21 protein-coding genes are annotated in these 21,897 nt (G+C 59.6%); 4 read left to right on the top strand and 17 right to left on the bottom strand.

Going from position 1 to position 21,897, the window contains the following annotated elements:
• Positions 1–4: 4 nt before the first annotated feature.
• A complete protein-coding gene (locus LZG00_07600; GenBank protein MCF3593862.1) occupies positions 5–784 on the bottom strand; it encodes an SDR family oxidoreductase in 780 nt (259 codons plus the stop codon).
• 156 nt (positions 785–940) lie between these two features.
• Between LZG00_07600 and LZG00_07595 the strand changes: the two genes are divergently transcribed.
• Positions 941–1,954: a Hint domain-containing protein gene (locus tag LZG00_07595; GenBank protein MCF3593861.1), complete on the top strand. Its 1,014-nt coding sequence runs from the start codon at positions 941–943 to the stop codon at positions 1,952–1,954.
• Positions 1,955–2,001: 47 nt separating this feature from the next.
• On the opposite strand, the gene LZG00_07590 is transcribed toward LZG00_07595, so the two are convergent.
• The gene (locus LZG00_07590; protein MCF3593860.1) at positions 2,002–2,367 is read right to left on the bottom strand and encodes a BrnA antitoxin family protein; all 366 of its coding nucleotides are present in this window, start codon (positions 2,365–2,367) and stop codon (positions 2,002–2,004) included.
• Positions 2,368–2,529: 162 nt separating this feature from the next.
• Between LZG00_07590 and LZG00_07585 the strand changes: the two genes are divergently transcribed.
• The 3 genes from LZG00_07585 to LZG00_07575 all read left to right on the top strand — a co-directional run bounded on the left by LZG00_07585 (position 2,530) and on the right by LZG00_07575 (position 6,952).
• A complete protein-coding gene (locus LZG00_07585; protein MCF3593859.1) occupies positions 2,530–4,137 on the top strand; it encodes a peptide chain release factor 3 in 1,608 nt (535 codons plus the stop codon).
• A 135-nt stretch (positions 4,138–4,272) separates the two neighbouring features.
• Positions 4,273–5,235, top strand: coding sequence for a glycosyltransferase family 2 protein (locus tag LZG00_07580; protein MCF3593858.1), 963 nt, complete (start codon positions 4,273–4,275; stop codon positions 5,233–5,235).
• Between the two features lie 184 nt (positions 5,236–5,419).
• Positions 5,420–6,952, top strand: a complete 1,533-nt coding sequence (locus tag LZG00_07575; protein MCF3593857.1) for a DEAD/DEAH box helicase — start codon at positions 5,420–5,422, stop codon at positions 6,950–6,952.
• A 233-nt stretch (positions 6,953–7,185) separates the two neighbouring features.
• Here the strand turns inward: LZG00_07575 and LZG00_07570 are convergent, their stop codons facing one another.
• The 15 genes from LZG00_07570 to LZG00_07500 all read right to left on the bottom strand — a co-directional run bounded on the left by LZG00_07570 (position 7,186) and on the right by LZG00_07500 (position 21,860).
• Positions 7,186–8,853, bottom strand: a complete 1,668-nt coding sequence (locus tag LZG00_07570) for a ribonuclease J (GenBank protein ID MCF3593856.1) — start codon at positions 8,851–8,853, stop codon at positions 7,186–7,188.
• A complete protein-coding gene (locus LZG00_07565) occupies positions 8,850–9,629 on the bottom strand; it encodes a type III pantothenate kinase (protein ID MCF3593855.1) in 780 nt (259 codons plus the stop codon). Before LZG00_07565 ends, LZG00_07570 begins: the two co-directional genes overlap by 4 nt.
• A gap of 12 nt (positions 9,630–9,641) precedes the next feature.
• Complete coding sequence (locus LZG00_07560) at positions 9,642–10,385, bottom strand: biotin--[acetyl-CoA-carboxylase] ligase (protein ID MCF3593854.1); 744 nt, start codon at positions 10,383–10,385, stop codon at positions 9,642–9,644.
• 106 nt (positions 10,386–10,491) lie between these two features.
• Positions 10,492–11,931: an NADH-quinone oxidoreductase subunit NuoN gene (nuoN, locus tag LZG00_07555; protein MCF3593853.1), complete on the bottom strand. Its 1,440-nt coding sequence runs from the start codon at positions 11,929–11,931 to the stop codon at positions 10,492–10,494.
• A gap of 11 nt (positions 11,932–11,942) precedes the next feature.
• The gene (locus LZG00_07550) at positions 11,943–13,487 is read right to left on the bottom strand and encodes an NADH-quinone oxidoreductase subunit M (GenBank protein MCF3593852.1); all 1,545 of its coding nucleotides are present in this window, start codon (positions 13,485–13,487) and stop codon (positions 11,943–11,945) included.
• On the bottom strand, positions 13,487–15,577 hold the full coding sequence (gene nuoL, locus LZG00_07545; GenBank protein MCF3593851.1) for an NADH-quinone oxidoreductase subunit L: 2,091 nt from the start codon (positions 15,575–15,577) through the stop codon (positions 13,487–13,489). The genes LZG00_07550 and nuoL overlap by 1 nt, the downstream gene beginning before the upstream one ends.
• A 6-nt stretch (positions 15,578–15,583) precedes the next feature.
• On the bottom strand, positions 15,584–15,889 hold the full coding sequence (gene nuoK, locus LZG00_07540; GenBank protein MCF3593850.1) for an NADH-quinone oxidoreductase subunit NuoK: 306 nt from the start codon (positions 15,887–15,889) through the stop codon (positions 15,584–15,586).
• A 41-nt stretch (positions 15,890–15,930) separates the two neighbouring features.
• Complete coding sequence (locus tag LZG00_07535; GenBank protein MCF3593849.1) at positions 15,931–16,437, bottom strand: hypothetical protein; 507 nt, start codon at positions 16,435–16,437, stop codon at positions 15,931–15,933.
• Positions 16,434–17,042: an NADH-quinone oxidoreductase subunit J gene (locus tag LZG00_07530; GenBank protein ID MCF3593848.1), complete on the bottom strand. Its 609-nt coding sequence runs from the start codon at positions 17,040–17,042 to the stop codon at positions 16,434–16,436. Before LZG00_07530 ends, LZG00_07535 begins: the two co-directional genes overlap by 4 nt.
• Positions 17,039–17,446 carry a carboxymuconolactone decarboxylase family protein gene (locus tag LZG00_07525; GenBank protein ID MCF3593847.1) on the bottom strand — a complete coding sequence of 136 codons (408 nt, stop codon included), beginning with the start codon at positions 17,444–17,446 and terminating at the stop codon, positions 17,039–17,041. The genes LZG00_07530 and LZG00_07525 overlap by 4 nt, the downstream gene beginning before the upstream one ends.
• Positions 17,443–17,949, bottom strand: coding sequence for an NADH-quinone oxidoreductase subunit NuoI (gene nuoI, locus LZG00_07520; protein ID MCF3593846.1), 507 nt, complete (start codon positions 17,947–17,949; stop codon positions 17,443–17,445). The genes LZG00_07525 and nuoI overlap by 4 nt, the downstream gene beginning before the upstream one ends.
• A gap of 2 nt (positions 17,950–17,951) precedes the next feature.
• Positions 17,952–18,989, bottom strand: coding sequence for an NADH-quinone oxidoreductase subunit NuoH (nuoH, locus tag LZG00_07515; GenBank protein MCF3593845.1), 1,038 nt, complete (start codon positions 18,987–18,989; stop codon positions 17,952–17,954).
• Positions 18,990–18,996: 7 nt separating this feature from the next.
• The gene (locus tag LZG00_07510; GenBank protein MCF3593844.1) at positions 18,997–19,359 is read right to left on the bottom strand and encodes a hypothetical protein; all 363 of its coding nucleotides are present in this window, start codon (positions 19,357–19,359) and stop codon (positions 18,997–18,999) included.
• A gap of 44 nt (positions 19,360–19,403) precedes the next feature.
• Complete coding sequence (gene nuoG, locus LZG00_07505) at positions 19,404–21,431, bottom strand: NADH-quinone oxidoreductase subunit NuoG (protein MCF3593843.1); 2,028 nt, start codon at positions 21,429–21,431, stop codon at positions 19,404–19,406.
• Positions 21,432–21,437: 6 nt separating this feature from the next.
• Positions 21,438–21,860 carry a DUF5333 domain-containing protein gene (locus LZG00_07500; GenBank protein MCF3593842.1) on the bottom strand — a complete coding sequence of 141 codons (423 nt, stop codon included), beginning with the start codon at positions 21,858–21,860 and terminating at the stop codon, positions 21,438–21,440.
• Between the last annotated feature and the right edge of the window lie 37 nt (positions 21,861–21,897).

The following is a 21,897-nucleotide window of genomic DNA, read 5'->3' as shown; positions in this document are numbered from 1 at the left end:
CCCATCACAACGTCGCGTTCACACCGCCACCATCCAGAAGGATGTTCTGCCCCACGATGAACCCGGCATGCTTTGAGCATAAAAACGCACAGGCCGCGCCGAATTCCTCGCGCGTGCCATAGCGCCCGGCAGGAATACTGGCCGCGCGCGCCGCCTGCGCCTCCTCCATGGTAATGCCCTGCTCCTGCACCACCTTGCCGTCAAGCGCGATGGCGCGATCCGTGGCATGAATCCCCGGCAACAGATTGTTGATCGTCACACCCGATCCCGCCACCTGCCGCGCCGTCCCGGCGACATAGCCCGTCAACCCCGCACGCGCCGAATTGCTCAGCCCCAGCACGGCAATCGGCGCCTTTACCGATTGCGAGGTGATGTTCACCACCCGGCCCCAGCCGCGCTCCATCATCCCCGGCAAGAGCGCCTTCATCATCGCGATGGGCGCCAACATGTTGGCATCCAGCGCCTTGATGAAATCCTCGCGCTCCCAGTCATACCACATGCCCGGCGGCGGCCCGCCCGCGTTGTTCACCAGAATATCCGCCGCCCCGACCGCCTCAAGCACCGCTGCGCGCCCCGCCTCGCTCGAAATATCAGCCGCCACCGTCGTGACCTCCACGCCATAAGCCGCTCTTATCTCCTCGGCTGCGGCAAGAAGCGCCTCCTCGCCGCGCGCATTCATCACTAGGTCGACACCGGCCTCGGCCAGCGCCTCGGCACAGCCCCGCCCCAGCCCCTTTGACGACGCACAGACAACCGCCCTTTTGCCCGAAATTCCCAGATCCATCGCGTTTCTCCCTCGTTCGAATCCCTGTCTTGCGCGGATCATCCCCGATCGCGCTCCCCATTGCCAGAAAATCGCCGGGACGTTGACCATGCACCGCCACATTTCTAAGCTAGCTCTGGCGTGACAGAGATCGTGCAATCCTCAAGTGGCCTCATCATGACCCAATCCAATACCCGCCCGGCCCATGCGCTGCCCGTCTATACCTCGGCCATGCTCAGCGTGGTGAACGGTGCCAATCTTGGCGACCCGCTGTCACATGCCGACGATCTGCAACTCGAAGACAGCTATGCGCTGCGCCACGCCGCCGAGCCCGTGCGCCTCGCTGTCATGGCGGGTGAAAACGGCCATTTCGTCATCGCCCAGGGCACCGCCACCGGCACGCCCGGCGCCACCGTGGTGCTCGACAGTTGCCTGACATTGATGACACGCGCCAGCGAAGTCGTCGAACTCCTGGTACTGGTTGAAATCGACGAAACCGGCCACGCCCGTGCAATCTATGGCCTGCCACTTGCCCCGCTAGAGGCCAAGGCCGAATATTTGCTGGTCGGGATTGATCGCGAGGCCGCGAAAACCCGCATGGCCCAGATGGCCTGTGTGTCCTTCACCCGCGGCACCCAGATCACCATGGCCACCGGACAGCAGCGCCCCATCGAATCGCTGCAAATCGGCGACCGCGTGCTGACGCGCGACGATGGCGCACAGGAAATCCGCTGGATCGGCAACAGCACCATGCGCGCCTCGGGCGAATTCGCCCCGATCCGTATCGCCGCCGGGGCGCTGCACAACGCCGGCGATCTTCTGGTCTCTCCCGATCACCGCCTGTTCATTTATCAACGCTCCGACGCTTTCGGCGCGGGCCGCTCCGAACTGCTGATCAAGGCCCGCCATCTGGTCAACGGCGATACCATCCATGCCCAACCGGGCGGCTTTGTCGATTACTTCCAACTGCTGTTTGACCGCCACCAGATCATCTTTGCCGAAGGCATCGCCGCCGAAACCCTGCTGGCGGATCAGCGCACCCATGCCGCCCTGCCCCGCGCGCTGGCCGACAAGCTCCTGTCCTCCGGGCGCAATCATGGCGACGCGGCGCATCTCGAATTCGAAGTCAGCGCCAAACTGCTCGACCGCCCCGACGCCGCCGCCCTGCTGCGGCGCGCCTCAACCCGCTGAGAGAGAACCGGAGCCGGAAAACCAACCTACGGGCCGACGCGCCATCCTCACGCCTCATCTTCCTGCCCCCGACGCGCCGCCGCCTGTTCGATCACCTGCATGAAGGGCGGCGCCAATTCGTCCTCGTCCCAGTGCGATTTCACCCGCCCCGAAAGCAGCGCCATCCAATAAAGCCTGAGCACCCGGTTGATCCGCTGCCCATAGCCCGGCCCAAGACGGCGAAACCAACGCACCATGTCGGCATCAAGCCGAATCGTCACCCGCTCCTTGACCTGCCGCAAAGGCTGGCTCGTCTCCAGCCCATGCCAATCCTCGGGCAAGGAGCGTTCCAGCCAATGCTCGGCCAGATCGCTCTGTAAATCGCGCAGCTCACGATACATCCGCGCCTGTGCGTCCTGTTTGCTCGGGGCCATCCCGGCCTCCTCTCTTCAGTTAACCTCCAGGCAACCTCTAGAGCCCAAAGGTTAACGCCCCCCGGTGCCAGCGCACGGCAGCCGGGCAGCAGCCGCAAGTCAGCCGCAAGTCACCCCCGCAATTTCTTGCTCATCGGGCAAATCTTACATATACGCGCGCTCATGTTGGACACCGCACAAAACCGCCCCGATCTGCCGGCTGAAATCGCCCGCCGCCGCACTTTCGCGATCATCTCGCACCCGGATGCGGGCAAAACCACGCTGACCGAGAAATTCCTGTTGTTCGGCGGCGCGATTCAGATGGCCGGACAGGTCCGCGCCAAGGGCGAAGCCCGCCGCACCCGGTCCGACTTCATGCAGATGGAAAAAGATCGCGGCATCTCCGTCTCGGCCTCGGCAATGTCGTTTGATTTCAAAACCTTCCGCTTCAATCTTGTTGACACACCCGGTCACTCCGACTTCTCGGAAGACACCTATCGCACGCTCACGGCGGTGGATGCGGCGGTGATGGTGATCGACGGCGCCAAGGGCGTTGAAAGCCAGACCCAGAAGCTCTTTGAGGTCTGCCGCCTGCGCGACCTTCCGATCCTGACCTTCTGTAACAAGATGGACCGCGAAAGCCGCGATACCTTTGACATTATTGATGAAATTCAGGAAATGCTGGCGATCGACGTCACCCCGGCCAGCTGGCCCATCGGTGTCGGCCGCGATTTCCTGGGTTGTTACGACATGCTCAATGACCGCCTCGAACTGATGGACCGGGCCGACCGTAACCGCATCGCAGAAACCATTGAAATCAAGGGCCTGGATGATCCGCTTCTGGCCAAACACGTGCCCGCTGACCTGTTGGAAAAGCTGATCGAAGAGGTCGAAATGGCCCGCGAGCTGCTCCCCGCGCTCAACCCCCAATCCGTGCTCGAAGGCCATATGACCCCGATCTGGTTTGGCTCGGCCATCAACTCATTCGGCGTCAAGGAATTGATGCAAGGCATTGCCACCTACGGCCCCGAACCCCAACCGCAATCGGCCAAGCCTCGACAAATTCTTCCTGAAGAAACAAAGGTTTCCGGCTTCGTCTTCAAGGTTCAGGCGAACATGGACCCCAAGCACCGCGACCGTGTCGCCTTTCTGCGTCTTGCTTCGGGCCATTTCAAACGCGGCATGAAACTCACCCATGTGCGCACCAAGAAACCGATGACGATCACCAACCCGGTACTCTTTCTCGCCTCAGATCGCGAACTCGCCGAAGAGGCCTGGGCTGGCGACATCATCGGCATCCCCAACCACGGCCAATTGCGCATTGGCGATACGTTAACCGAAGGGGAAGCTTTGCGTGTTAGCAACATCCCCTCCTTCGCGCCCGAACTGCTGCAATCCGTGCGCGCCAACGATCCGCTGAAATCCAAGCATCTGGAAAAGGCCCTGATGCAATTTGCCGAAGAAGGTGCTGCCAAGGTCTTCAAACCCGCCATGGGTTCGGGCTTCATCGTCGGCGTCGTCGGCGCATTGCAGTTTGAGGTGTTGGCCAGCCGGATCGAGCTGGAATACGGCCTGCCTGTGCGTTTCGAGCCGTCGCATTTCACCTCGGCCCGCTGGGTTAGCGGAGACAAGCAAGCTATTGATAAATTTATAAATTCCAACAAACAACACATCGCCTACGACAATGATGGTGACATCACTTACCTCACCCGCTTGCAATGGGATATCGACCGGATTGAACGCGACTTTCCCGATGTCACACTCTCGGCGACAAAGGAAATGATGGTCTGATCCCCCCGGCCTCGCAAGGTAAACGCCCCCCGTTGCTTCCTCTGACCCGAAATATCCCCGCCGGAGGCTCCTGCCGTTCGATGGTCCTCCACATCTGCGCTTGCACGCACCCGCGCCAATCCGCATCCTGCCCCTATGAATAACCCTCCCAAATGGGGCATCGTCTCCACCGTCAAGGCGCCGCTGCGCGAGATCGCTGATTTCGCCGCCTATCACCTCGAACTCGGCGCCCATCGGCTGATCCTCTATCTTGACGAGGATGCTCCCGAAACCTTTCTGGCCCTAAGCGCCCATCCCAAACTGCGTGTCTTCAAGGCCGACGCCGCCAACTGGCGCAACGCCAATCGCCCTGAACAACACCAGCCGCGCCAGACCGCCAATGCCCGCCATGCGCTCAAGCGCAGATCCCGCGATCTCGACTGGTTGGCGCATATCGATGTTGATGAATTTCTCTGGCCTACAAGACCGTTAGAGGAACAACTTAAAGCCCTTCCGCAAGATTGCCTCACCGCGCGAATCCGCCCGATCGAAGCTCTTTCCTCTGATGGATGTGGCGATATCCCCCCCGGTCAGACCTGTTTCAAGGCGACATCTCCCGACCGCAGCACTCGCCACCGGCAAACCAGCGAAATTTTTCCCACCTTCGGCGCCCATCTCAACGGGGGGTTTCTTAGCCATGTCGCCGGCAAGGTGATCTTTCGCACTGGCATCGACGGACTTAACCCGCGCATCCACAACGTCTTTCTCGGCGATCAGAAAAATCCGGGTCAGCAGGACCTGCTCGACACCGAGCTCTGCCATCTGCATGCCCCATCCCTCGACGCGTGGCTGAACCGTTTTGAATATCGCCTCGAAAAGGGCGCCTATCGCGCCGGGCTGGCCCCGACCCGCGCACGCACGCACGGCGGGTTAACCATGCACGAACTGTTTCAGGCCATCATCGCCGAGAACGGTCGCGATGGCCTCATCGCGTTCTACAACGAAGTCTGCCGCGCCACGCCCGATCTGCGCGCCCGCCTCAAGGCCTTCGGGCTCCTGCGTTGCCACGCGCTCGACCTTGACCGCAAGCGCGCGAAACATTTCCCCGACCTGGCCTGAGATTGTTTCCGTTTCGTTAATAATCTGCCCGCAAACAGCGCCCTTCACAGCATTAAGTTGACCGCACCCTGAATATTGCCTATTGATCGCGCGCGGGTCATCCATGTGGATAACCACAGGACCATACGGGTCCGACCCGTATCAGTCGCTACGGGCCAGACGTGTCCGTAAATTGCGGATACACATGACAAAATTTTCAGACCTGAAACTGCACGCGAAGGTTCTCAAAGCCGTCGAAGAGGCAGGCTATACATCGCCCACTCCCATTCAGGAAGGCGCCATTCCCCCCGCGCTCGAAGGCCGCGACGTCTTGGGCATCGCCCAGACCGGCACTGGCAAGACCGCAGGTTTCGTCCTGCCGATGATCACCATGCTGGCACGTGGACGCGCCCGTGCGCGCATGCCGCGCTCGTTGGTCCTCTGCCCCACACGCGAACTCGCCGCCCAGGTGGCCGAGAATTTCGATACATATTCCAAGCACGTCAAGCTGACCAAGGCGTTGCTGATCGGCGGTGTATCGTTCAAGGAACAGGATCTGCTGATCGACAAGGGCGTTGACGTCCTGATCGCCACGCCCGGCCGCCTGCTCGATCATTTCGAGCGCGGCAAGCTGATCCTCTCTGACGTCAAGGTCATGGTCGTCGACGAGGCCGACCGCATGCTCGACATGGGCTTCATCCCCGATATCGAACGCATTTTTGGCCTGACACCTTTCACCCGTCAGACCCTTTTCTTCTCGGCCACCATGGCGCCCGAGATCGAACGGATCACCAACACGTTCCTGTCCAATCCCGCGCGGATCGAAGTTGCCCGCCAGGCCACCGCATCTGAGACGATCGAACAGGGCGTGGCGATGTTCAAGGGCTCGCGTCGCGACCGCGAAGCGACGGAAAAACGCAAGCTGCTGCGCGACATGATCGCGGCAGAGGGTGATAAATGCAGCAACGCGATCATCTTCTGCAACCGTAAGTCGGATGTTGATATCGTCGCCAAATCGTTGAAGAAATACGGACTCGATGCTGCCCCGATCCATGGCGACCTCGACCAATCCCAACGCACCCGCACGCTCGATCTGTTCCGCTCGGGCGAATTGCGCTTCCTCGTCGCCTCTGACGTGGCGGCGCGCGGGCTCGATGTGCCTGCGGTCAGCCATGTGTTCAATTTTGACGTGCCCTCCCATGCCGAAGATTACGTCCATCGCATCGGACGCACCGGCCGTGCCGGGCGCACCGGCAAGGCGATGATGATCTGCGTTCCGCGTGACGAGAAAAACCTCGCCGATATCGAACGTCTGATCCAGAAAGAGATCCCGCGCCTCGAAGAGTTCTCGCAAGCCGACATACCCCGTCAGGCCGAGACAGATGCCGACGCGGCCCCCCGAGCCGAAACCGAATCCAAACCGAGATCCCGTTCGCGCAGCCGTTCGCGCTCAACCCCGGTTGAAGCGTCGCAGAAAAACGCATCCGACAAGCCCGCGTCTGAAAAACCCGCCGCCGAGAAGTCTGCACCGGAAAAGACCGTGCCGGATAACCGCGCCTCTGAAAAGCCGGAACAACCTGCTGAATCCAAAGGCAGATCCCGCGGTGATCGGGGCGGAAGACAGCCCAGCAACAGACAGGGCAACAACAACCAGGGCGGCGGCAACAAAACCGTAGGCATGGGCGATCACATGCCCGGCTTCATCGCCAAAAGCTTCGACGACCGGCGCACAAACTGACCGGGTTTTCGAGCGTGCACTTGCCAAACTGCAAATGCGCCATTCGGTGAACAGCTCGGCAGCACCCGCTGCCGCGCCATTCCCAAAATTGTGAGAAAAACCATGCTTACACATCGTTTCGACGATGCGCTAAGCATTGCCGCGCGGTTGCGCCGCCAAACGTGACGGGCGCGCATTGGTTTCCCGCGAACTGACACAGGGTGCGCATTAAGTGCACCCCTGCTCCCTTCGGTTTACGTCAACCGGCTGGTCACCACCGTCACTTCCGGCTTCTTGCCGATCTCGTTCTGGCTCACCTTGCGCACGATGCGTTTGAGTTCCTGTTCAAGCTTTTCATCATCGCGCAGGGTCTTGGCGCTCGCCCGGCCAAGATATTGCCCCAGGTCAGCCTCCAGAATCTCGACCAACGGCACACGGCTCCGCCCGGTCTCGGTCAGCCCCATCAGCTCGCACCAGGGATCGCCCAGCGGCTCATCCTTCTCATCAAGGATCAACGTCACAACCACATGACCGTTAAGCGCCATGCGAATCCGGTCGCGCACGACCCCATCCATCGCCCCGATCTGCACTGACCCATCCAGATAGGTCCGCCCGGTCTCGATAAACTCGGCCACCGTCGGATCGTTGCCCGAAAGGTCGATCATCATGCCATTCACCGCGACGATACCCTGCCGCCGTTTCGATTTCGCCAGCTTTACATGCTCGCGCAGATGCCGGTGCTCGCCATGCATCGGTATCACCATCTGCGGGTCGACCAGATCATGCATCTTCGCCAGATCCGGCCGGTTGGCATGGCCCGAAACGTGGTAAAATCCGTTGCTCTCATCAACAACATCAACCCCCATCTCGGAAAACTGGTTCATCACCCGGATTACCCCGCGCTCGTTGCCCGGGATGGTTTTCGACGAGAACAGGAACAGATCGCCCTCCTTCATGGTGATCCCGTTGAACTTGCCCCGCGCCAATTGCGCGCTCGCCGCCCGACGTTCGCCTTGGCTGCCCGTCACCAGCAGACAAAGGTTCTCACGCGGCACCCCAAGCGCGTCTTCGGGCGTGATAACCCGGGGAAAGCCGCTCAGAACGCCGGTTTCAAGCGCCGCATCGATCATCCGCAGCATCGCCCGCCCCATCAGGCAGACCGTGCGCCCTGCCCGCTCCGCCGCCTCTGCCAGCGTTTTCACCCGCGCCACGTTCGAGGCGAATGTGGTGGCGACCACCATGCCCTTGGCCTCGGAAAACAGCTTGGCGATCTGCTCAGGAAGCTCGGCCTCCGAGCGCCCCTCCTTGGGTGAAAACACGTTGGTTGAATCGCACATCAACGCGCGCACCCCGGGCTTGGCAATCTCGCGCCAGACATCCTCGTCAAACGGCTCTCCCACCACCGGCGTGTGGTCGATCTTGAAATCGCCCGAGTGCACCAGGCGGCCTTCGGGACTGTCAATCACCAGCCCTGCACTTTCCGGAATCGAATGCGACAGCGGCACAAAACCAACCGTAAACGGCCCTGCCGTCACGGTCTCGGGCCACGCGCTGACGGTCTTGATCTTACGCGGATCCTGCCCCGCCTCCTCCATCTTCATCCGCGCCAGATGCGCTGTGAAAGCCCGCGCATAGACGGGCACATCCAGCAGGTCGGGAAACCGCGAGACGGCCCCGATGTGATCCTCATGTGCATGCGTGATAAAGATCGCTTCCAGCCGGTGCTTGTTCTCGATCAGCCAACTCATATCCGGCAAGATCAGATCAACCCCCGGAGTGCTGTCCATATCCGGAAAAGTTATACCCAGATCGACCAAGATTAGCCGCTCCTTTCCCGCTGCACCATAGCCATAGACATAGGCATTCATGCCGATCTCACCGGCGCCTCCCAGCGGGAGGTAAATCAAACGTTCACGACTCATATGGCACCCTGCTCTTTGTTATAGTCATGGATCACGGTCAGCCCATGCATGGTCAGATCTTCTTCGAGCGCGTCGAACAGATCCTCGGATTGCTGGAACAATGGCGCCAGCCCGCCAGTAGCGATAATCTTCATGTCGCGCGCGCGTTCGTCCTTGATGCGCGCACAAATCTCTTTGACCAGACCTATATACCCCCAGAAAATACCCGATTGGATACAGGCCACGGTGTTGGTTCCGATCACACTCTGCGGCGTTGTGATATCCACATGCGGAAGGGCCGCGGCCGCCATATGCAATGCCTCAAGCGACAGGTTCACACCAGGCGCGATCACCCCACCAACATAGTTACCATCCTTGGACACCACGTCAAACGTCGTCGCCGTGCCAAAATCCACGACGATGATATCGCCCCCATGGCGATCAAACGCCGCCGCCGTATTGACCAGCCGGTCAGGCCCGACCTGCGTGCCTGCATCCACCTGCGGCGGATGCGGCAACAGACAGTCGGACTTGCCCACAACAAGCGCGCGCACACCAAAGAAGCGATCAGCAAAGACCCGCAGGTTAAACACCACCCGTGGCACCGTCGACGAGATAATCACTTCGCTGATGTCCGCCTCGATCTCATAATGTTTGATCAGCGTTGAAAACCAGGTGAAATAGGCATCCGCCGTGCGGCCATGGTGGGTCGACGTGCGCAAGGTACAGAGAAACTTTTCCCCGTCCCAAATCGAAAACACCGTGTTCGTATTGCCGCAATCAATGCACAACAGCATGCGCGTGACCTTTCAAAAGAATATGTCCGCCGCAGCAATCGCCACACGGCCTTTGGGGGTGGATAGAACAAGATTGCCCGTCTCGTCCACCGTTTCGAACTTTCCGGTCACCTCATCGCGCACGGTGCGCGCCGTGATCACCTCGCCCAGGCGCGCCGCCCGCGCCAACCAGGCCTCACGCACAGGCTTGAACCCATGGGCGCGAAACGCCGCTTCCCGCTTGGCAAAAGCACCCGCCAACACCTCCAGAAAATCCTCAGGATCAATCACCACCCCGGTCTCCCCCCTCAGCGACACCGGGCGCACCGCCCCCTGCTCGACCGCCTCGGGCACATGCGAGAGGTTGACCCCGATGCCTATCGCCAGATGGCTGATCGCCCCCCCCTGACCCGAGCTTTCCAGCAGGATCCCGGCCAGCTTGCCACCATTCAACAACACATCATTCGGCCATTTCAGCGCAAACCCATCGGGGCGCCCCGTCGCGGCCACACAAGCATCAAACAGCGCCAGCGCCGCCACGAACGAGCGCAATGCCACCTGCCCCGGCGCCTCATCCGGCTGCATCACCAATGTCGAGGCAAAGTTGCCTTGCGGATCTCGCCAGGCCCGCCCGCGCCGCCCGCGCCCTGCCACCTGCCGACGCGCCAAAATCCATTCCGGCCCGGCCAGATCGGGTGCAATCCGCGCCGCCTCGGCCATGGTGCTGTCCACCTCATCAAGCACCCGGCGTCCATATCCGTCAGGCCAGCCGTTCATGCACCGTCCCCCAACTTCATCTTGCCAAAAATATCCAAATCCTGCGCCCGACAAACGCAAAACGCCCGCCGATAAAGCGGGCGCCTGCCAAGGGGTTTTCCCCAGATCAGTTGACCAGCGCCGCCGCCGCCGCCTGCGCCATGGTCTCGACCCCAAAGAGGTTCACAACCCCGACCAGCATGATTGCCGCGCTGACCATCAAGAACACCCAAGCGACCGAGGCACGGCCCTTGTCCAGCGCCTCACCTTCTTCGCCAAAATACATGTAATAGACGATGCGCAGGTAATAAAACGCACCGATCACCGACGCGATCACACCGGCCACCGCCAGCCACGCCAGCCCGCCCTCATAAGCGGCGCGCAGCACATAAAGCTTGCCGAAAAAGCCCACCAGCGGCGGCACCCCGGCCAGTGAAAACAGCAAGATCAGCATCGCCAGCGCACGCCCCGGCTCGCGCTTGGAATATTGGTTCAGCGACTTGATATCAGTCACCGGCTGACCATCACGCTCCATGCTCAGGATGAAGCCGAAGGTGCCGATATTCATCGTCACATAGATCGCCATGTAGATCAGCATCGCCTGCACACCAAACGCCGTGCCCGCCGCCAGCCCCATCAAGGCAAAGCCCATATGCGAGATCGACGAATAAGCCATCAGCCGCTTGATATCGGTTTGCCCAATACCCGCAACGGCGCCAAGGAACATCGACAGAAGCGACAGCAGAGCCAGAACCTGACCCCAATCCGCGCTTACCCCGCCAAAGGCATCGTGCAACACCCGCGCCAGCAAAGCGATAGCCGCCATCTTCGGCGCGGTGGCAAAGAACGCCGTAACCTGCGTTGGCGAGCCTTCATAGACATCCGGCGTCCACATGTGAAACGGCACCGCGCTCACTTTGAACGCCAACCCCACCATCACAAAGACAAGCCCGAACAACAGCCCGATTGACGCCTGACCGTCACCCGCCGCCGCGATAATCCCGGAAAACAGCGTCGTTCCCGCATAGCCATAGGTCAGCGATGCGCCATAGAGCAGCAAGCCAGAGCTGAGCGCGCCAAGCACGAAGTATTTAAGCCCCGCCTCGGTCGAACGCACGCTTTCGCGCCGCATCGCCGCCACCACATAAAGCGCCAGAGATTGCAGCTCCAACCCCATATAAAGCGCCATGAGATCGCCCGCCGAGACCATCATCATCATGCCAACGGCGCTCAGCGTGACAAGAACCGGGTATTCGAATTTCAACATCCCGCGACGGGCCATGAAATCCTGCCCCATCACCAGAACAGCCGCCGCGCTGAGCAGGATAACCACCTTGGCAAATCGCGCAAAGCCATCGTCGATGAACATGCCGCCAAAGGCGTTCCTGGTGCCCGTCCCGGTCATCCCGATCCAGATCCCCAATGCAGCCATCAAAGCCGCCGTGGACCAGATCAAAGGCCCGGCCAGCTTGTCCTTGCCGGTGTAGACCGCCCCCAGAAGTGCGCCCATCGCATAAAGCGAAAGAACAATCTCGGGCAGGATAATGTTCAGATCAGCCTGGATCATCTCTCTCTCCGTCAGTGCGAGGCCGCGACCTGGCTGGATGCCTGAGCATCCGCCAGCGCGGTGTCATAATTGCCAATCAACGCCTCGACCGAGGGGCTGATGATATCGGTCACGAGCGCCGGATAGACCCCAAGCAACAGGGTCATTGCCACCAGCGGCGCAAAGATCGCCTTCTCGCGGCTGCTCATATCCTTGATGGTTTTCAGGCTCTCCTTGATCAGATCGCCCAATACCACCCGGCGATAAAGCCAGAGCGCATAAGACGCACTCAGGATCACGCCCGATGTCGCCACCAGCGCCACCCAGGTGTTGACCTGGAAGATACCGATCAGCACAAGCAGTTCGCCGATGAAGCCTGAAGTCCCCGGCAAACCAACGTTCGCCATGGTGAAGAACATAAAGATCAACGCATAGGCCGGCATCCGATTGACCAGCCCGCCATAGGCGTCGATTTCGCGGGTGTGCATCCGGTCATAGATCACTCCAACACAGAGGAACAGCGCGCCCGAGATGAACCCGTGCGAGAGCATCTGGAAGATGGCGCCATCAACCCCTTGTTGGTTGGCCGTAAATATACCCATCGTCACATAGCCCATGTGGGCAACCGACGAATAAGCAATCAGCTTCTTCATGTCCGTCTGCACCAAGGCCACCAGCGAGGTATAGACAATCGCAATCGCACTCATCCAGAACACCAGCGGTGCCAACAGATCAGACGCCACCGGAAACATCGGCAGCGAAAAGCGCAGGAAGCCATAGCCGCCCATCTTCAAGAGGATTGCCGCCAGAACGACCGACCCGGCGGTCGGCGCCTGCACGTGCGCATCCGGCAGCCAGGTATGCACCGGCCACATCGGCATCTTAACCGCGAAACTGGCGAAGAAGGCCAGCCAGAGCAGCGTCTGCATCCCGCCAACAATCTGAATACCCATCAGGCTGAAGGTTTCAGACCCAAACTGATGCGTCAGAAGCTGCGCAATATCGGTTGTGCCCGCATCCGAGAACATCCCAACCATCGCCACCAGCATCAGAACCGAGCCGAGGAAGGTATAGAGGAAGAACTTGAAGCTCGCGTAAATCCGTTCCTTGCCGCCCCAGATCCCGATGATCAGGAACATCGGGATAAGCCCGGCCTCGAAGAACAGATAGAACAGCACCAGATCAAGCGCCATGAACACGCCCAACATCAGGGTTTCCAGAACCAGGAAGGCGATCATGTATTCCTTGACGCGGGAGTTCACACCCCAGCTTGCCCAGATCGAAAGCGGCATCATGAAGGTGGTCAGCAACACAAAGAGAACGCTGATCCCGTCAACACCCATCTTGTATTTCAGCCCCAGCAGCCATTCGCGCTCTTCCACCATCTGAAAGCCGGTGTCGGCGGGGTTGAACTTTGCCAGAATGAACAACGACACCAGAAAGGTCAGGCTCGTGGCCAGCAACGCCACCCATTTGGCATTGCGCTGCGCCGCTTCGTCCTCGCCACGCAGGAACACGCCCAAGATCAGCGCGGCCAAAGCCGGAATAAAGGTGACAATGGAAAGAAGATTGTCCATCAGCGTGCTCCTCCGGACATAACCATCCACGTGATCAGAACAACAACCCCGATCACCATGGCAAAGGCATAGGTAAAGATATAACCCGTTTGCGCGCGACCGGCGAGACGGGTGAGCCACGGAACGGCCCCCATTGCGACACCGTTGATCGTGCCATCAATCACCTCACCATCGCCCTTTTTCCACAAGAAGCGACCAATCGCTTTCGCGGGCTTGATAAAGATGAAGTCGTAAAGCTCATCGAAATACCACTTGTTAAGCAGGAAGAGATAGAGCGGGCGCTGATGTTCGGCTAGCCGCTTGGGCATCTCCGGGTTGACGATATAGAACCAGAACGCCGTCGCCAGCCCGATCAGCATCGCAATGAACGGGCTCACCTTGACCCAGACGGGCGCGTGGTGCGCGTCGTCCATCACATGATTGTCCGGGTGAATGAAGATCGCACCCTCGGGGGCCATGCCTTGCGCCATGTCCGTCGCCGCGTGCTGCTCATCCGCTCCCGTTGCGGTGGCCTCGCCCTGGCCCGCATCCTCGCCATGGGTTTCTGACGCTTCGGCATGGGCCGGAATGCCAAAGAACTTGTTCACCTGCGCGTGGTCACCAAAGAACGACCCATACCAGATCATCCCGGAGAAAATCGCCCCCAGTGCCAGAACACCAAGCGGAACAAGCATCACCATCGGGCTTTCATGCGCATGCTCATGCGTATGCTTGTCGCCGCGCGGCTTGCCATAAAAGGTCATGAACATCAGCCGCCAGCTATAAAAGCTGGTGAACAGCGCCGCAACAACCAGCGACCAGAAGGCAAAACCACCCTGCGTGCCCGCCCAAGCGCTCTCAATCACCGCATCCTTGGACAGGAACCCGGCAAAGCCGATCGCCGTGAGCGGAATACCCACCCCGGTAATCGCCAGCGTGCCGATCATCATCGCCCAGAAAGTATAGGGGATTTTCTTGCGCAGACCGCCATAGTTGCGCATGTCCTGCTCGTGATGCATCGAATGGATCACCGAACCGGCCCCGAGGAACAACATCGCCTTGAAGAATGCGTGGGTCAGAAGGTGGAACATCGCCACCGAATAGACCCCCACACCGGCAGCCACGAACATATAGCCCAACTGGCTACAGGTCGAATAGGCGATGACGCGTTTGATATCGTTCTGCACCAACCCCACGGTGGCCGCGAAAAACGCGGTCGAAGCACCGATATAGACGATGAACATCTTGGCTTGCGGCGCATATTCCATCAGCGGCGACATCCGGCTGACAAGGAACACACCCGCCGTCACCATGGTTGCCGCGTGGATCAGCGCCGACACAGGCGTCGGACCTTCCATCGCGTCCGGCAGCCATGTGTGCAGGAACAATTGCGCCGATTTGCCCATCGCGCCAATAAACAGCAGGAAGGCCAGCAGGTTCGCCGCGTTCCATTCGGTCCACAGGAAGCTCAGCTGCGTTTCCGCCAGTGTCGGAGCGGCGGCAAAGATATCGTCAAGATAGATGCTATCGGTCAGATAGAACAGCCCGAAGATACCCAGCAGAAAGCCGAAATCCCCGACCCGGTTGACCACAAACGCCTTGATCGCGGCGGCATTGGCGCTCGGCTTTTTATAGTAAAAACCGATCAAAAGATACGAGGCAACGCCCACACCTTCCCAGCCAAAGAACATCTGAACCAGGTTATCGGCCGTCACCAGAGCCAGCATCGCAAAGGTGAAGAAGCTGAGGTAAGCAAAGAAGCGCGCCTTGTAATGCTCGCCCTCACCCCAGTTTTCATCATGCGCCATATAGCCCATGGAATAGAGGTGAACCAACGCCGAAACCGTTGTCACAACGATCAACATGATCGCGGTCATGCGGTCCACGCGAATGCCCCAGGACGTATCAAGACTGCCCGACTGAATCCAACGCAGCACCTCGATGTGCTGTGTGGTGCCGTCATGGCCAAAAAACACGATCCAGCTCAGCCCGCACGCGAGAAACAGAACCCCGGTGGTCAGCCATTGCGCCGCCGTCTCGCCCATCATGCGCCAGCCAAAGCCCGCGATGATCGAAGCCACCAATGGCGCGAAAAGGATAATGGTTTCCATGGTCACTTACCCTTTCATCACGTTGACGTCTTCGACGTCGATGGTGCCGCGGTTACGGAAGAAGACAACGAGAATGGCAAGCCCGATCGCCGCCTCAGCAGCAGCAACCGTAAGAACGAACAGAGTGAACACCTGCCCCACCAGATCGCCCGCAAAAGACGAAAACGCCACGAGGTTGATATTGACCGCGAGCAGCATCAATTCGATGCTCATCAACAGAATGATCACGTTCTTCCGATTGAGGAAGAGCCCGAAAATGCCGATGACAAACAGCACAGCCGCCACCGTCAGATAGTGTTCAAGTCCGATCATGTCGTCCCTCGGTTCCTTTGTCGGGCGCTTAGCAGCCCTTGTTAGTCTTGTTGGTACGGTGCCAGCGAACTCGGTCGCAGCCCCGGAAAATAAGCGTTACAGCCACAGGTTTCTTCAGTTTCGCGAAGCACTATGACATCTTCTGGAAACACGGCCTTCGCCGCGCGTTGCACATCATTAAAGCGGATGCTTTTACTGTTCTGCACGGCACCGCGCAGAAATTCCGTCGCGCTCAGCGCATGATGGAGCTCTTCGCCGCGCTTGTAGTTCACAGCCACGATTTTTCCGGTGCGGCATTCAACAACCCGCCCGCCGCGAAACCTCTGCAACGCTTTGGGAAAATTCGTTAAATCCTGACCACCGACGAAACTGTAATCCTCGACAATGTATCCGCTGCCGCCGTGACCAAATATTGTGGCATCATGCACGCCCATATTGCCCTCGGTCTCGCTGAGACATGGTGGGCGCGGCGTCAAGGCACGCGCATCCACCGCGCCAAACGCAATCAGCGCAGCAAGGCCAAACGATATGGACGAGCGTGAAATCAAAGCCCCTGCCCCGGTTTGACGTCCTTCATCTCGATCGCCGTGGCCGGATCGCGCCACATCTGTTGATGCACGTTCTGGCGCTTGATGCCATCGCGATGGCGCAGGGTCAGAACAATGGCACCAATCATGGCCACCAAAAGGATCAGCCCGGCCAACTGGAACAAGAGGAAGTATTGATCATAAATCAGCAGCCCCAGAGCGGCAGTGTTTTCGACCCCCTCAGGCGTCACGGCGCGCCGTGCAGCTTCGGCGCCATCGGCAATTTGCCAATCGCCAAAGGCCAGACCCAGCTGCATCAAGAGCACCACCCCAATAGCCAGCGCAATGGGCAAATACTGCGCCATCCCGGCCTTCAACTCGGCGAAATCCACGTCCAGCATCATCACCACGAAGAGGAACAGAACCATAACCGCGCCGACATAAACGATGATCAACAGCATCGCGACAAACTCGGCCCCCAGCAGAACAAACAGCCCCGCCGCCGACATGAATGCCAGGATCAGAAACAGCACCGAATGCACGGGATTACGGCTCATTACGGTGAAAAACCCGCCGATAAGCATACTGAATGCAAAGAGGTAAAAAGCCAGGCTTACGACTGTCATGTCTTGTCATCCTCAATATCTGTCATCACCGATTTGGCCAGTTCCATGGCCTTGGTCATGGCGGGAATGCCGGCAAACATCGACATCTGTGCGATGGTTTCGGCAATCTCTTCCTTGGTCGCGCCCGCCTCGATGGCGTGGCGCACGGTCATGCGCAGAGGCGTTTCCGCCTGTGCGCCCTGCATGGTCAGCCCCGCCAATGTCAGCAACAGCCGGGTTTTCGCATCAAGCCCGTCTTTCGACACACCCTTGCCGAAAAACATTTCCATCGCCTCTTTCGGCATGGTCGGCCAAAGGTTTTCAAACCCCTTGGGCGAGAAGCTCTCAAGCGCAGGATTGAAGGCTTTCGCCATCTCCTGGGCCTGCTTCATCATCAACTCGAAAGGTGTTTTTGCGTCGCTCATCTGTACGGTGCATCCAATTCGAGGTTGCGGGCAATTTCGGCTTCCCAGCGATCACCGTTCGCCAGAAGCTTGTCCTTGTCATAGAACAACTCTTCACGGGTTTCGGTCGCATATTCGAAATTCGGCCCCTCGACGATGGCGTCTACCGGGCAGGCTTCCTGACAGAAACCGCAATAGATGCACTTGGTCATGTCGATGTCATAACGCGTGGTGCGCCGCGACCCGTCGTCACGCGGTTCGGCATCAATCGTAATCGCCTGCGCCGGGCAGATCGCTTCACAGAGCTTGCACGCGATGCAGCGTTCTTCCCCATTGGGATAGCGGCGCAGCGCATGTTCACCACGAAAGCGCGGGCTAAGCGGCCCCTTCTCATGCGGATAGTTCAGCGTCGCCTTGGGCGCGAAGAAATACCGCATCCCCAGAGCGAAGCCCTTGAAAAAGTCGGTCAGCAGAAAATACCCAACCGCGCGTTTATAGTCGATCTTGGTGTTGGTATCAGCCATGCTCAGCCCCCCATGCCCCAGCGCGCGTATACGCCCCAGAACCATTCGAATTTTGCAGCAAACGCTACGAAGACGACCCAGAACAGCGAGAACGGCAGGAACACTTTCCAACCCAACCGCATCAGCTGGTCATAGCGATAGCGCGGCGTAATTGCCTTCACCATCGAGAAGATGAAGAAGAAGAAGACGATCTTGGCAAAGAACCACAGAATGCCATCGGGCAACCCCGGGATCGGCGACAGCCAGCCACCAAAGAACAAGAGCGAAATCAGCGCGCACATCAACACGATGGCGACATATTCACCGATCATGAACAACAGGAACGGCGTCGAGGAGTATTCCACCTGATAGCCCGCCACCAGCTCGGATTCCGCCTCCGGCAAGTCGAACGGGGGCCGGTTGGTTTCGGCCAGCGCCGAGATCAGGAACAAGAACACCATCGGGAAGTGCGGCAGCCAATACCAGCTGAGCGCCCCCGCGCCGTCCTGTGCGCGCACGATATCGCCAAAGTTCATCGACCCCGTGGACAGGATCACGCCGATGATGATCAGACCAATGCTGACCTCATAGGAAATCATCTGCGCCGCCGAGCGCAAGCTCCCAAGGAACGGGTATTTCGAGTTACTGGCCCAGCCCCCCATGATCACGCCGTAAACCTCAAGCGACGAAATCGCGAAGACATAGAGGATCGCCACGTTGATGTCCGAAAGAACCCAACCATCGTTGAACGGGATCACCGCCCAGGCAATCATAGCCATCACAAGGCTCAGCATCGGCGCCAGGAAGAAAACGAACTTATCCGCCCCCGCCGGCACGACAATCTCCTTCACCGCGTATTTCACGAAGTCGGCAAAGCTCTGCAACAGCCCGAACGTGCCCACCACGTTGGGTCCACGCCGCATCTGCACCGCGGCCCAGATCTTGCGGTCTCCCCAAAGCAGGAAGGCCAGCGCCACCAGAAGCGGCACGACGATCAAGAGAACCTGACCCACGATCAGCAGGAAAATGCCCAGGTTGGTGTTGTAAAAGAAATCAGCCATCAAGTCCTCACACCATCGGTATTCCGTTTTCCGCGCAATGAGAGGCCACGACTTCTGCGTCGATGGTCTTCAATCCGCGGGGCAGCGACGGCGAGATGGTATAAACAGCATCCCCCTGCGCCACATTTCCTTTTTGCGCCACGCTTGTGCGCACATGCCGTGCAAACCCGTACCCTCGGATCAGCGCATATTGCGCCGCCGCACATTCGGCATAATCGTTCAGGTCTTCTGGCTGCGCGTTGGCCCCCATGGACACAACGAATTGCACCAGATCACCATCCAGAAGCCGGGTTTCCACGCCACGATAGTCCAGATCGCTCGGCGCCAGACGAGTCACCTCACCCGGCTCGCGGCCCGTATCGCAGCCCATCACCAGCGCTGCAAGCGCCAGAGGAGTTATGCGTGCAATGTGGGTCACTCTGCCGCCATTTTCTCACTGTTGCGCGCCTTGGCCCGCGCACTCAGATCGGCCATCACCTCGCTGGCGCGCGCAATCGGGTTGGTCAGATAGAAATCAGCCACCGCCTTGCGGAAGGGCACGTTGCCCTTGCCCAGCTTGCCCGGCGCAATCGCCTGCCATTCGTTTTCCGGCACTTGATCGACCATTGCCAGATGCGGCACCGCCTCGACCAGTTTCACACGCAACTGTGCAAGACTATCCCACGGTTGCACAGCGTTCAACTCACCGGAAAGCGCGCGCAAAATGGCCCAGTTTTCCTTGGCCTCCCCCGGCGCAAACCCGGCGCGCAACGCCAGTTGCGGGCGCCCTTCTGTATTGACGAACAATCCCTGTTCCTCGGTATAGGCCGCCGCCGGCAGGATCACATCGGCGCGATGCGCACCACGATCCCCGTGGCTACCCTGATAGATCACAAAGGCACCGGCCTCGATATCAAGCTCATCGGCGCCAAGGTTGTAGATCACGTCGGCACCCTCGGTGGCCGCCGCCAGACCGCCGTCGGTCACCGCGCCCACATCCATCGCCCCAACGCGGCCCGCAGCCGTGTGCAGCACCAGGAGCTTCGATTTGGTATCTTCGGCCAGCTTCATCGCCGCCGCCAGAACCGCCTCGCCATCGGCCTCGCGGATAGCGCCCTGACCGATGATGACGATGCTCGGCACCTCCAATACGGCCTTGAAATCGTGCGATCCAAGCGCTTCCAAAGCCGCGCGGTCATTGCCCATGTGTTCGTATTTATACGTCAGATCAACGGCTTCGCCGACCAACCCGACCTGCGCCCCCTTGCTCCAGGCCTTGCGGATACGCGCATTCAGAACCGGCGCCTCGTCGCGCGGGTTGGTCCCGATCAACTGGATCATCTCGGCGTCTTCGATGTCTTCAATCGTCGCCGTGCCGACATAGCCCGAGCGATTACCAGCAGGCAGACGCGCACCATCGACGCGGCATTCCACCGAACCGCCCAGCCCTTCAATCAGGTTCTTAAGCGAAAACGCCGCTTCCACCGGCACCAGATCCCCAACCAGCCCAGCCACTTTGCTGGCCCCTTTGAGAGCCTCGGCAGCCTTGCCCAAAGCTTCACCCCAGGTCGCGGGGCGCAGCTTGCCATTTTCGCGGACATAAGGCGTATCAAGCCGCTGACGGCGCAGCCCGTCCCAGACAAAGCGCGTCTTGTCGGAAATCCATTCCTCGTTCACGCCGTCATGGTTGCGCGGCAGAATGCGCATCACTTCGCGCCCCTTGGTATCAACCCGGATCGACGACCCCAGCGCATCCATCACGTCAATGCTCTCGGTCTTGCTCAACTCCCAGGGCCGCGCGGTAAACGAATAGGGTTTGCTGACCAGCGCACCAACCGGACAGAGATCAATGATATTGCCCTGAAGGTTGGAATCCAGCGTCTCGCCCAGATACGACGTAATCTCGGCATCCTCGCCCCGGCCCGTCTGGCCCATCTGGGTGATCCCCGCCACCTCGGTGGTGAAACGCACGCACCGGGTGCACGAAATGCAGCGCGTCATATGGGTTTCAACCAGCGGCCCAAGATCGAGATCCTCGGTGGCTCGTTTGGGCTCACGGAACCGGCTGAAATCGACGCCATAGGCAATCGCCTGATCCTGCAAATCGCACTCACCACCCTGGTCACAGATCGGGCAATCCAGCGGGTGGTTGATCAAGAGAAACTCCATCACCCCTTCGCGCGCCTTCTTCACCATCGGCGAATTGGTCTTCACGACGGGCGGCTGGCCTTCCGGCCCGGGGCGCAGATCGCGCACCTGCATGGCACATGACGCCGTCGGCTTGGGCGGCCCGCCGACCACTTCGACAAGACACATCCGGCAATTGCCCGCAATCGACAGCCGCTCATGATAGCAGAACCGCGGCACTTCGATCCCGGCCTCTTCACAGGCCTGGATCAGTGTCATGGCACCATCGACCTCGATCTCATGGTCATCAATGATGATCTTGCGTGCGTCGCTCATCTCAGCTCACTTTGCTTTCAACAGGGCCCCGATCTGGCTTCCCCGGGCGATCTCGGCATGGCCGAGCTTGCACAGATCACCAGAATCCTTCGGATTGAACCCCTTGGATTTCACATAATTTTCGCCCCGCGCCCGGATGCGCGCCTTTTCGGCTTCGCTCTTGCGATAGGCATTGATCTCGTCGTCGGAATAGCCAAGCGCATTGGCCTGCTTCTTCAGCGACCACAGGAAATTCAGCCCCTTGAGCTTGCGCGCGTCGATCTCGCCGCATTTCTCGCTGATTTCCAGCGCCAGCGCGACTAGGAGCATGTTGTCGTCAACCGCCTTCACATCGCGCAGCGGCACCTTGGCGCTCGCCATCGTCGCACCGGCAGCGCTCAGGCTCAGGCCCAGTGTCAAACCAAGGGTCAGGGTTTTGATCATTCGCATGGGTTTTCTCCTCTCATGCAGCATGGCAGAGGGCGCA

The sequence above is a fragment of the Rhodobacteraceae bacterium LMO-JJ12 genome, from assembly GCA_021555075.1.
Taxonomy (GTDB): domain Bacteria; phylum Pseudomonadota; class Alphaproteobacteria; order Rhodobacterales; family Rhodobacteraceae; genus JAKGBX01.
Note: the sequence above shows the minus strand (reverse complement) of the source record. Positions and strands in the feature narration are given on the sequence as shown.

Bases quoted from the DNA above. Each gene is read 5' to 3' on its own strand.
- LZG00_07600 (MCF3593862.1), bottom strand. From the start codon at position 784: ATGGATCTGGGAATTTCGGGCAAAAGGGCGGTTGTCTGTGCGTCGTCA.
- LZG00_07595 (MCF3593861.1), top strand. From the start codon at position 941: ATGACCCAATCCAATACCCGCCCGGCCCATGCGCTGCCCGTCTATACC.
- LZG00_07590 (MCF3593860.1), bottom strand. From the start codon at position 2,367: ATGGCCCCGAGCAAACAGGACGCACAGGCGCGGATGTATCGTGAGCTG.
- LZG00_07585 (MCF3593859.1), top strand. From the start codon at position 2,530: ATGTTGGACACCGCACAAAACCGCCCCGATCTGCCGGCTGAAATCGCC.
- LZG00_07580 (MCF3593858.1), top strand. From the start codon at position 4,273: ATGAATAACCCTCCCAAATGGGGCATCGTCTCCACCGTCAAGGCGCCG.
- LZG00_07575 (MCF3593857.1), top strand. From the start codon at position 5,420: ATGACAAAATTTTCAGACCTGAAACTGCACGCGAAGGTTCTCAAAGCC.
- LZG00_07570 (MCF3593856.1), bottom strand. From the start codon at position 8,853: ATGAGTCGTGAACGTTTGATTTACCTCCCGCTGGGAGGCGCCGGTGAG.
- LZG00_07565 (MCF3593855.1), bottom strand. From the start codon at position 9,629: ATGCTGTTGTGCATTGATTGCGGCAATACGAACACGGTGTTTTCGATT.
- LZG00_07560 (MCF3593854.1), bottom strand. From the start codon at position 10,385: ATGAACGGCTGGCCTGACGGATATGGACGCCGGGTGCTTGATGAGGTG.
- nuoN (MCF3593853.1), bottom strand. From the start codon at position 11,931: ATGATCCAGGCTGATCTGAACATTATCCTGCCCGAGATTGTTCTTTCG.
- LZG00_07550 (MCF3593852.1), bottom strand. From the start codon at position 13,487: ATGGACAATCTTCTTTCCATTGTCACCTTTATTCCGGCTTTGGCCGCG.
- nuoL (MCF3593851.1), bottom strand. From the start codon at position 15,577: ATGGAAACCATTATCCTTTTCGCGCCATTGGTGGCTTCGATCATCGCG.
- nuoK (MCF3593850.1), bottom strand. From the start codon at position 15,889: ATGATCGGACTTGAACACTATCTGACGGTGGCGGCTGTGCTGTTTGTC.
- LZG00_07530 (MCF3593848.1), bottom strand. From the start codon at position 17,042: ATGACAGTCGTAAGCCTGGCTTTTTACCTCTTTGCATTCAGTATGCTT.
- LZG00_07525 (MCF3593847.1), bottom strand. From the start codon at position 17,446: ATGAGCGACGCAAAAACACCTTTCGAGTTGATGATGAAGCAGGCCCAG.
- nuoI (MCF3593846.1), bottom strand. From the start codon at position 17,949: ATGGCTGATACCAACACCAAGATCGACTATAAACGCGCGGTTGGGTAT.
- nuoH (MCF3593845.1), bottom strand. From the start codon at position 18,989: ATGGCTGATTTCTTTTACAACACCAACCTGGGCATTTTCCTGCTGATC.
- LZG00_07510 (MCF3593844.1), bottom strand. From the start codon at position 19,359: ATGGGCTGCGATACGGGCCGCGAGCCGGGTGAGGTGACTCGTCTGGCG.
- nuoG (MCF3593843.1), bottom strand. From the start codon at position 21,431: ATGAGCGACGCACGCAAGATCATCATTGATGACCATGAGATCGAGGTC.
- LZG00_07500 (MCF3593842.1), bottom strand. From the start codon at position 21,860: ATGCGAATGATCAAAACCCTGACCCTTGGTTTGACACTGGGCCTGAGC.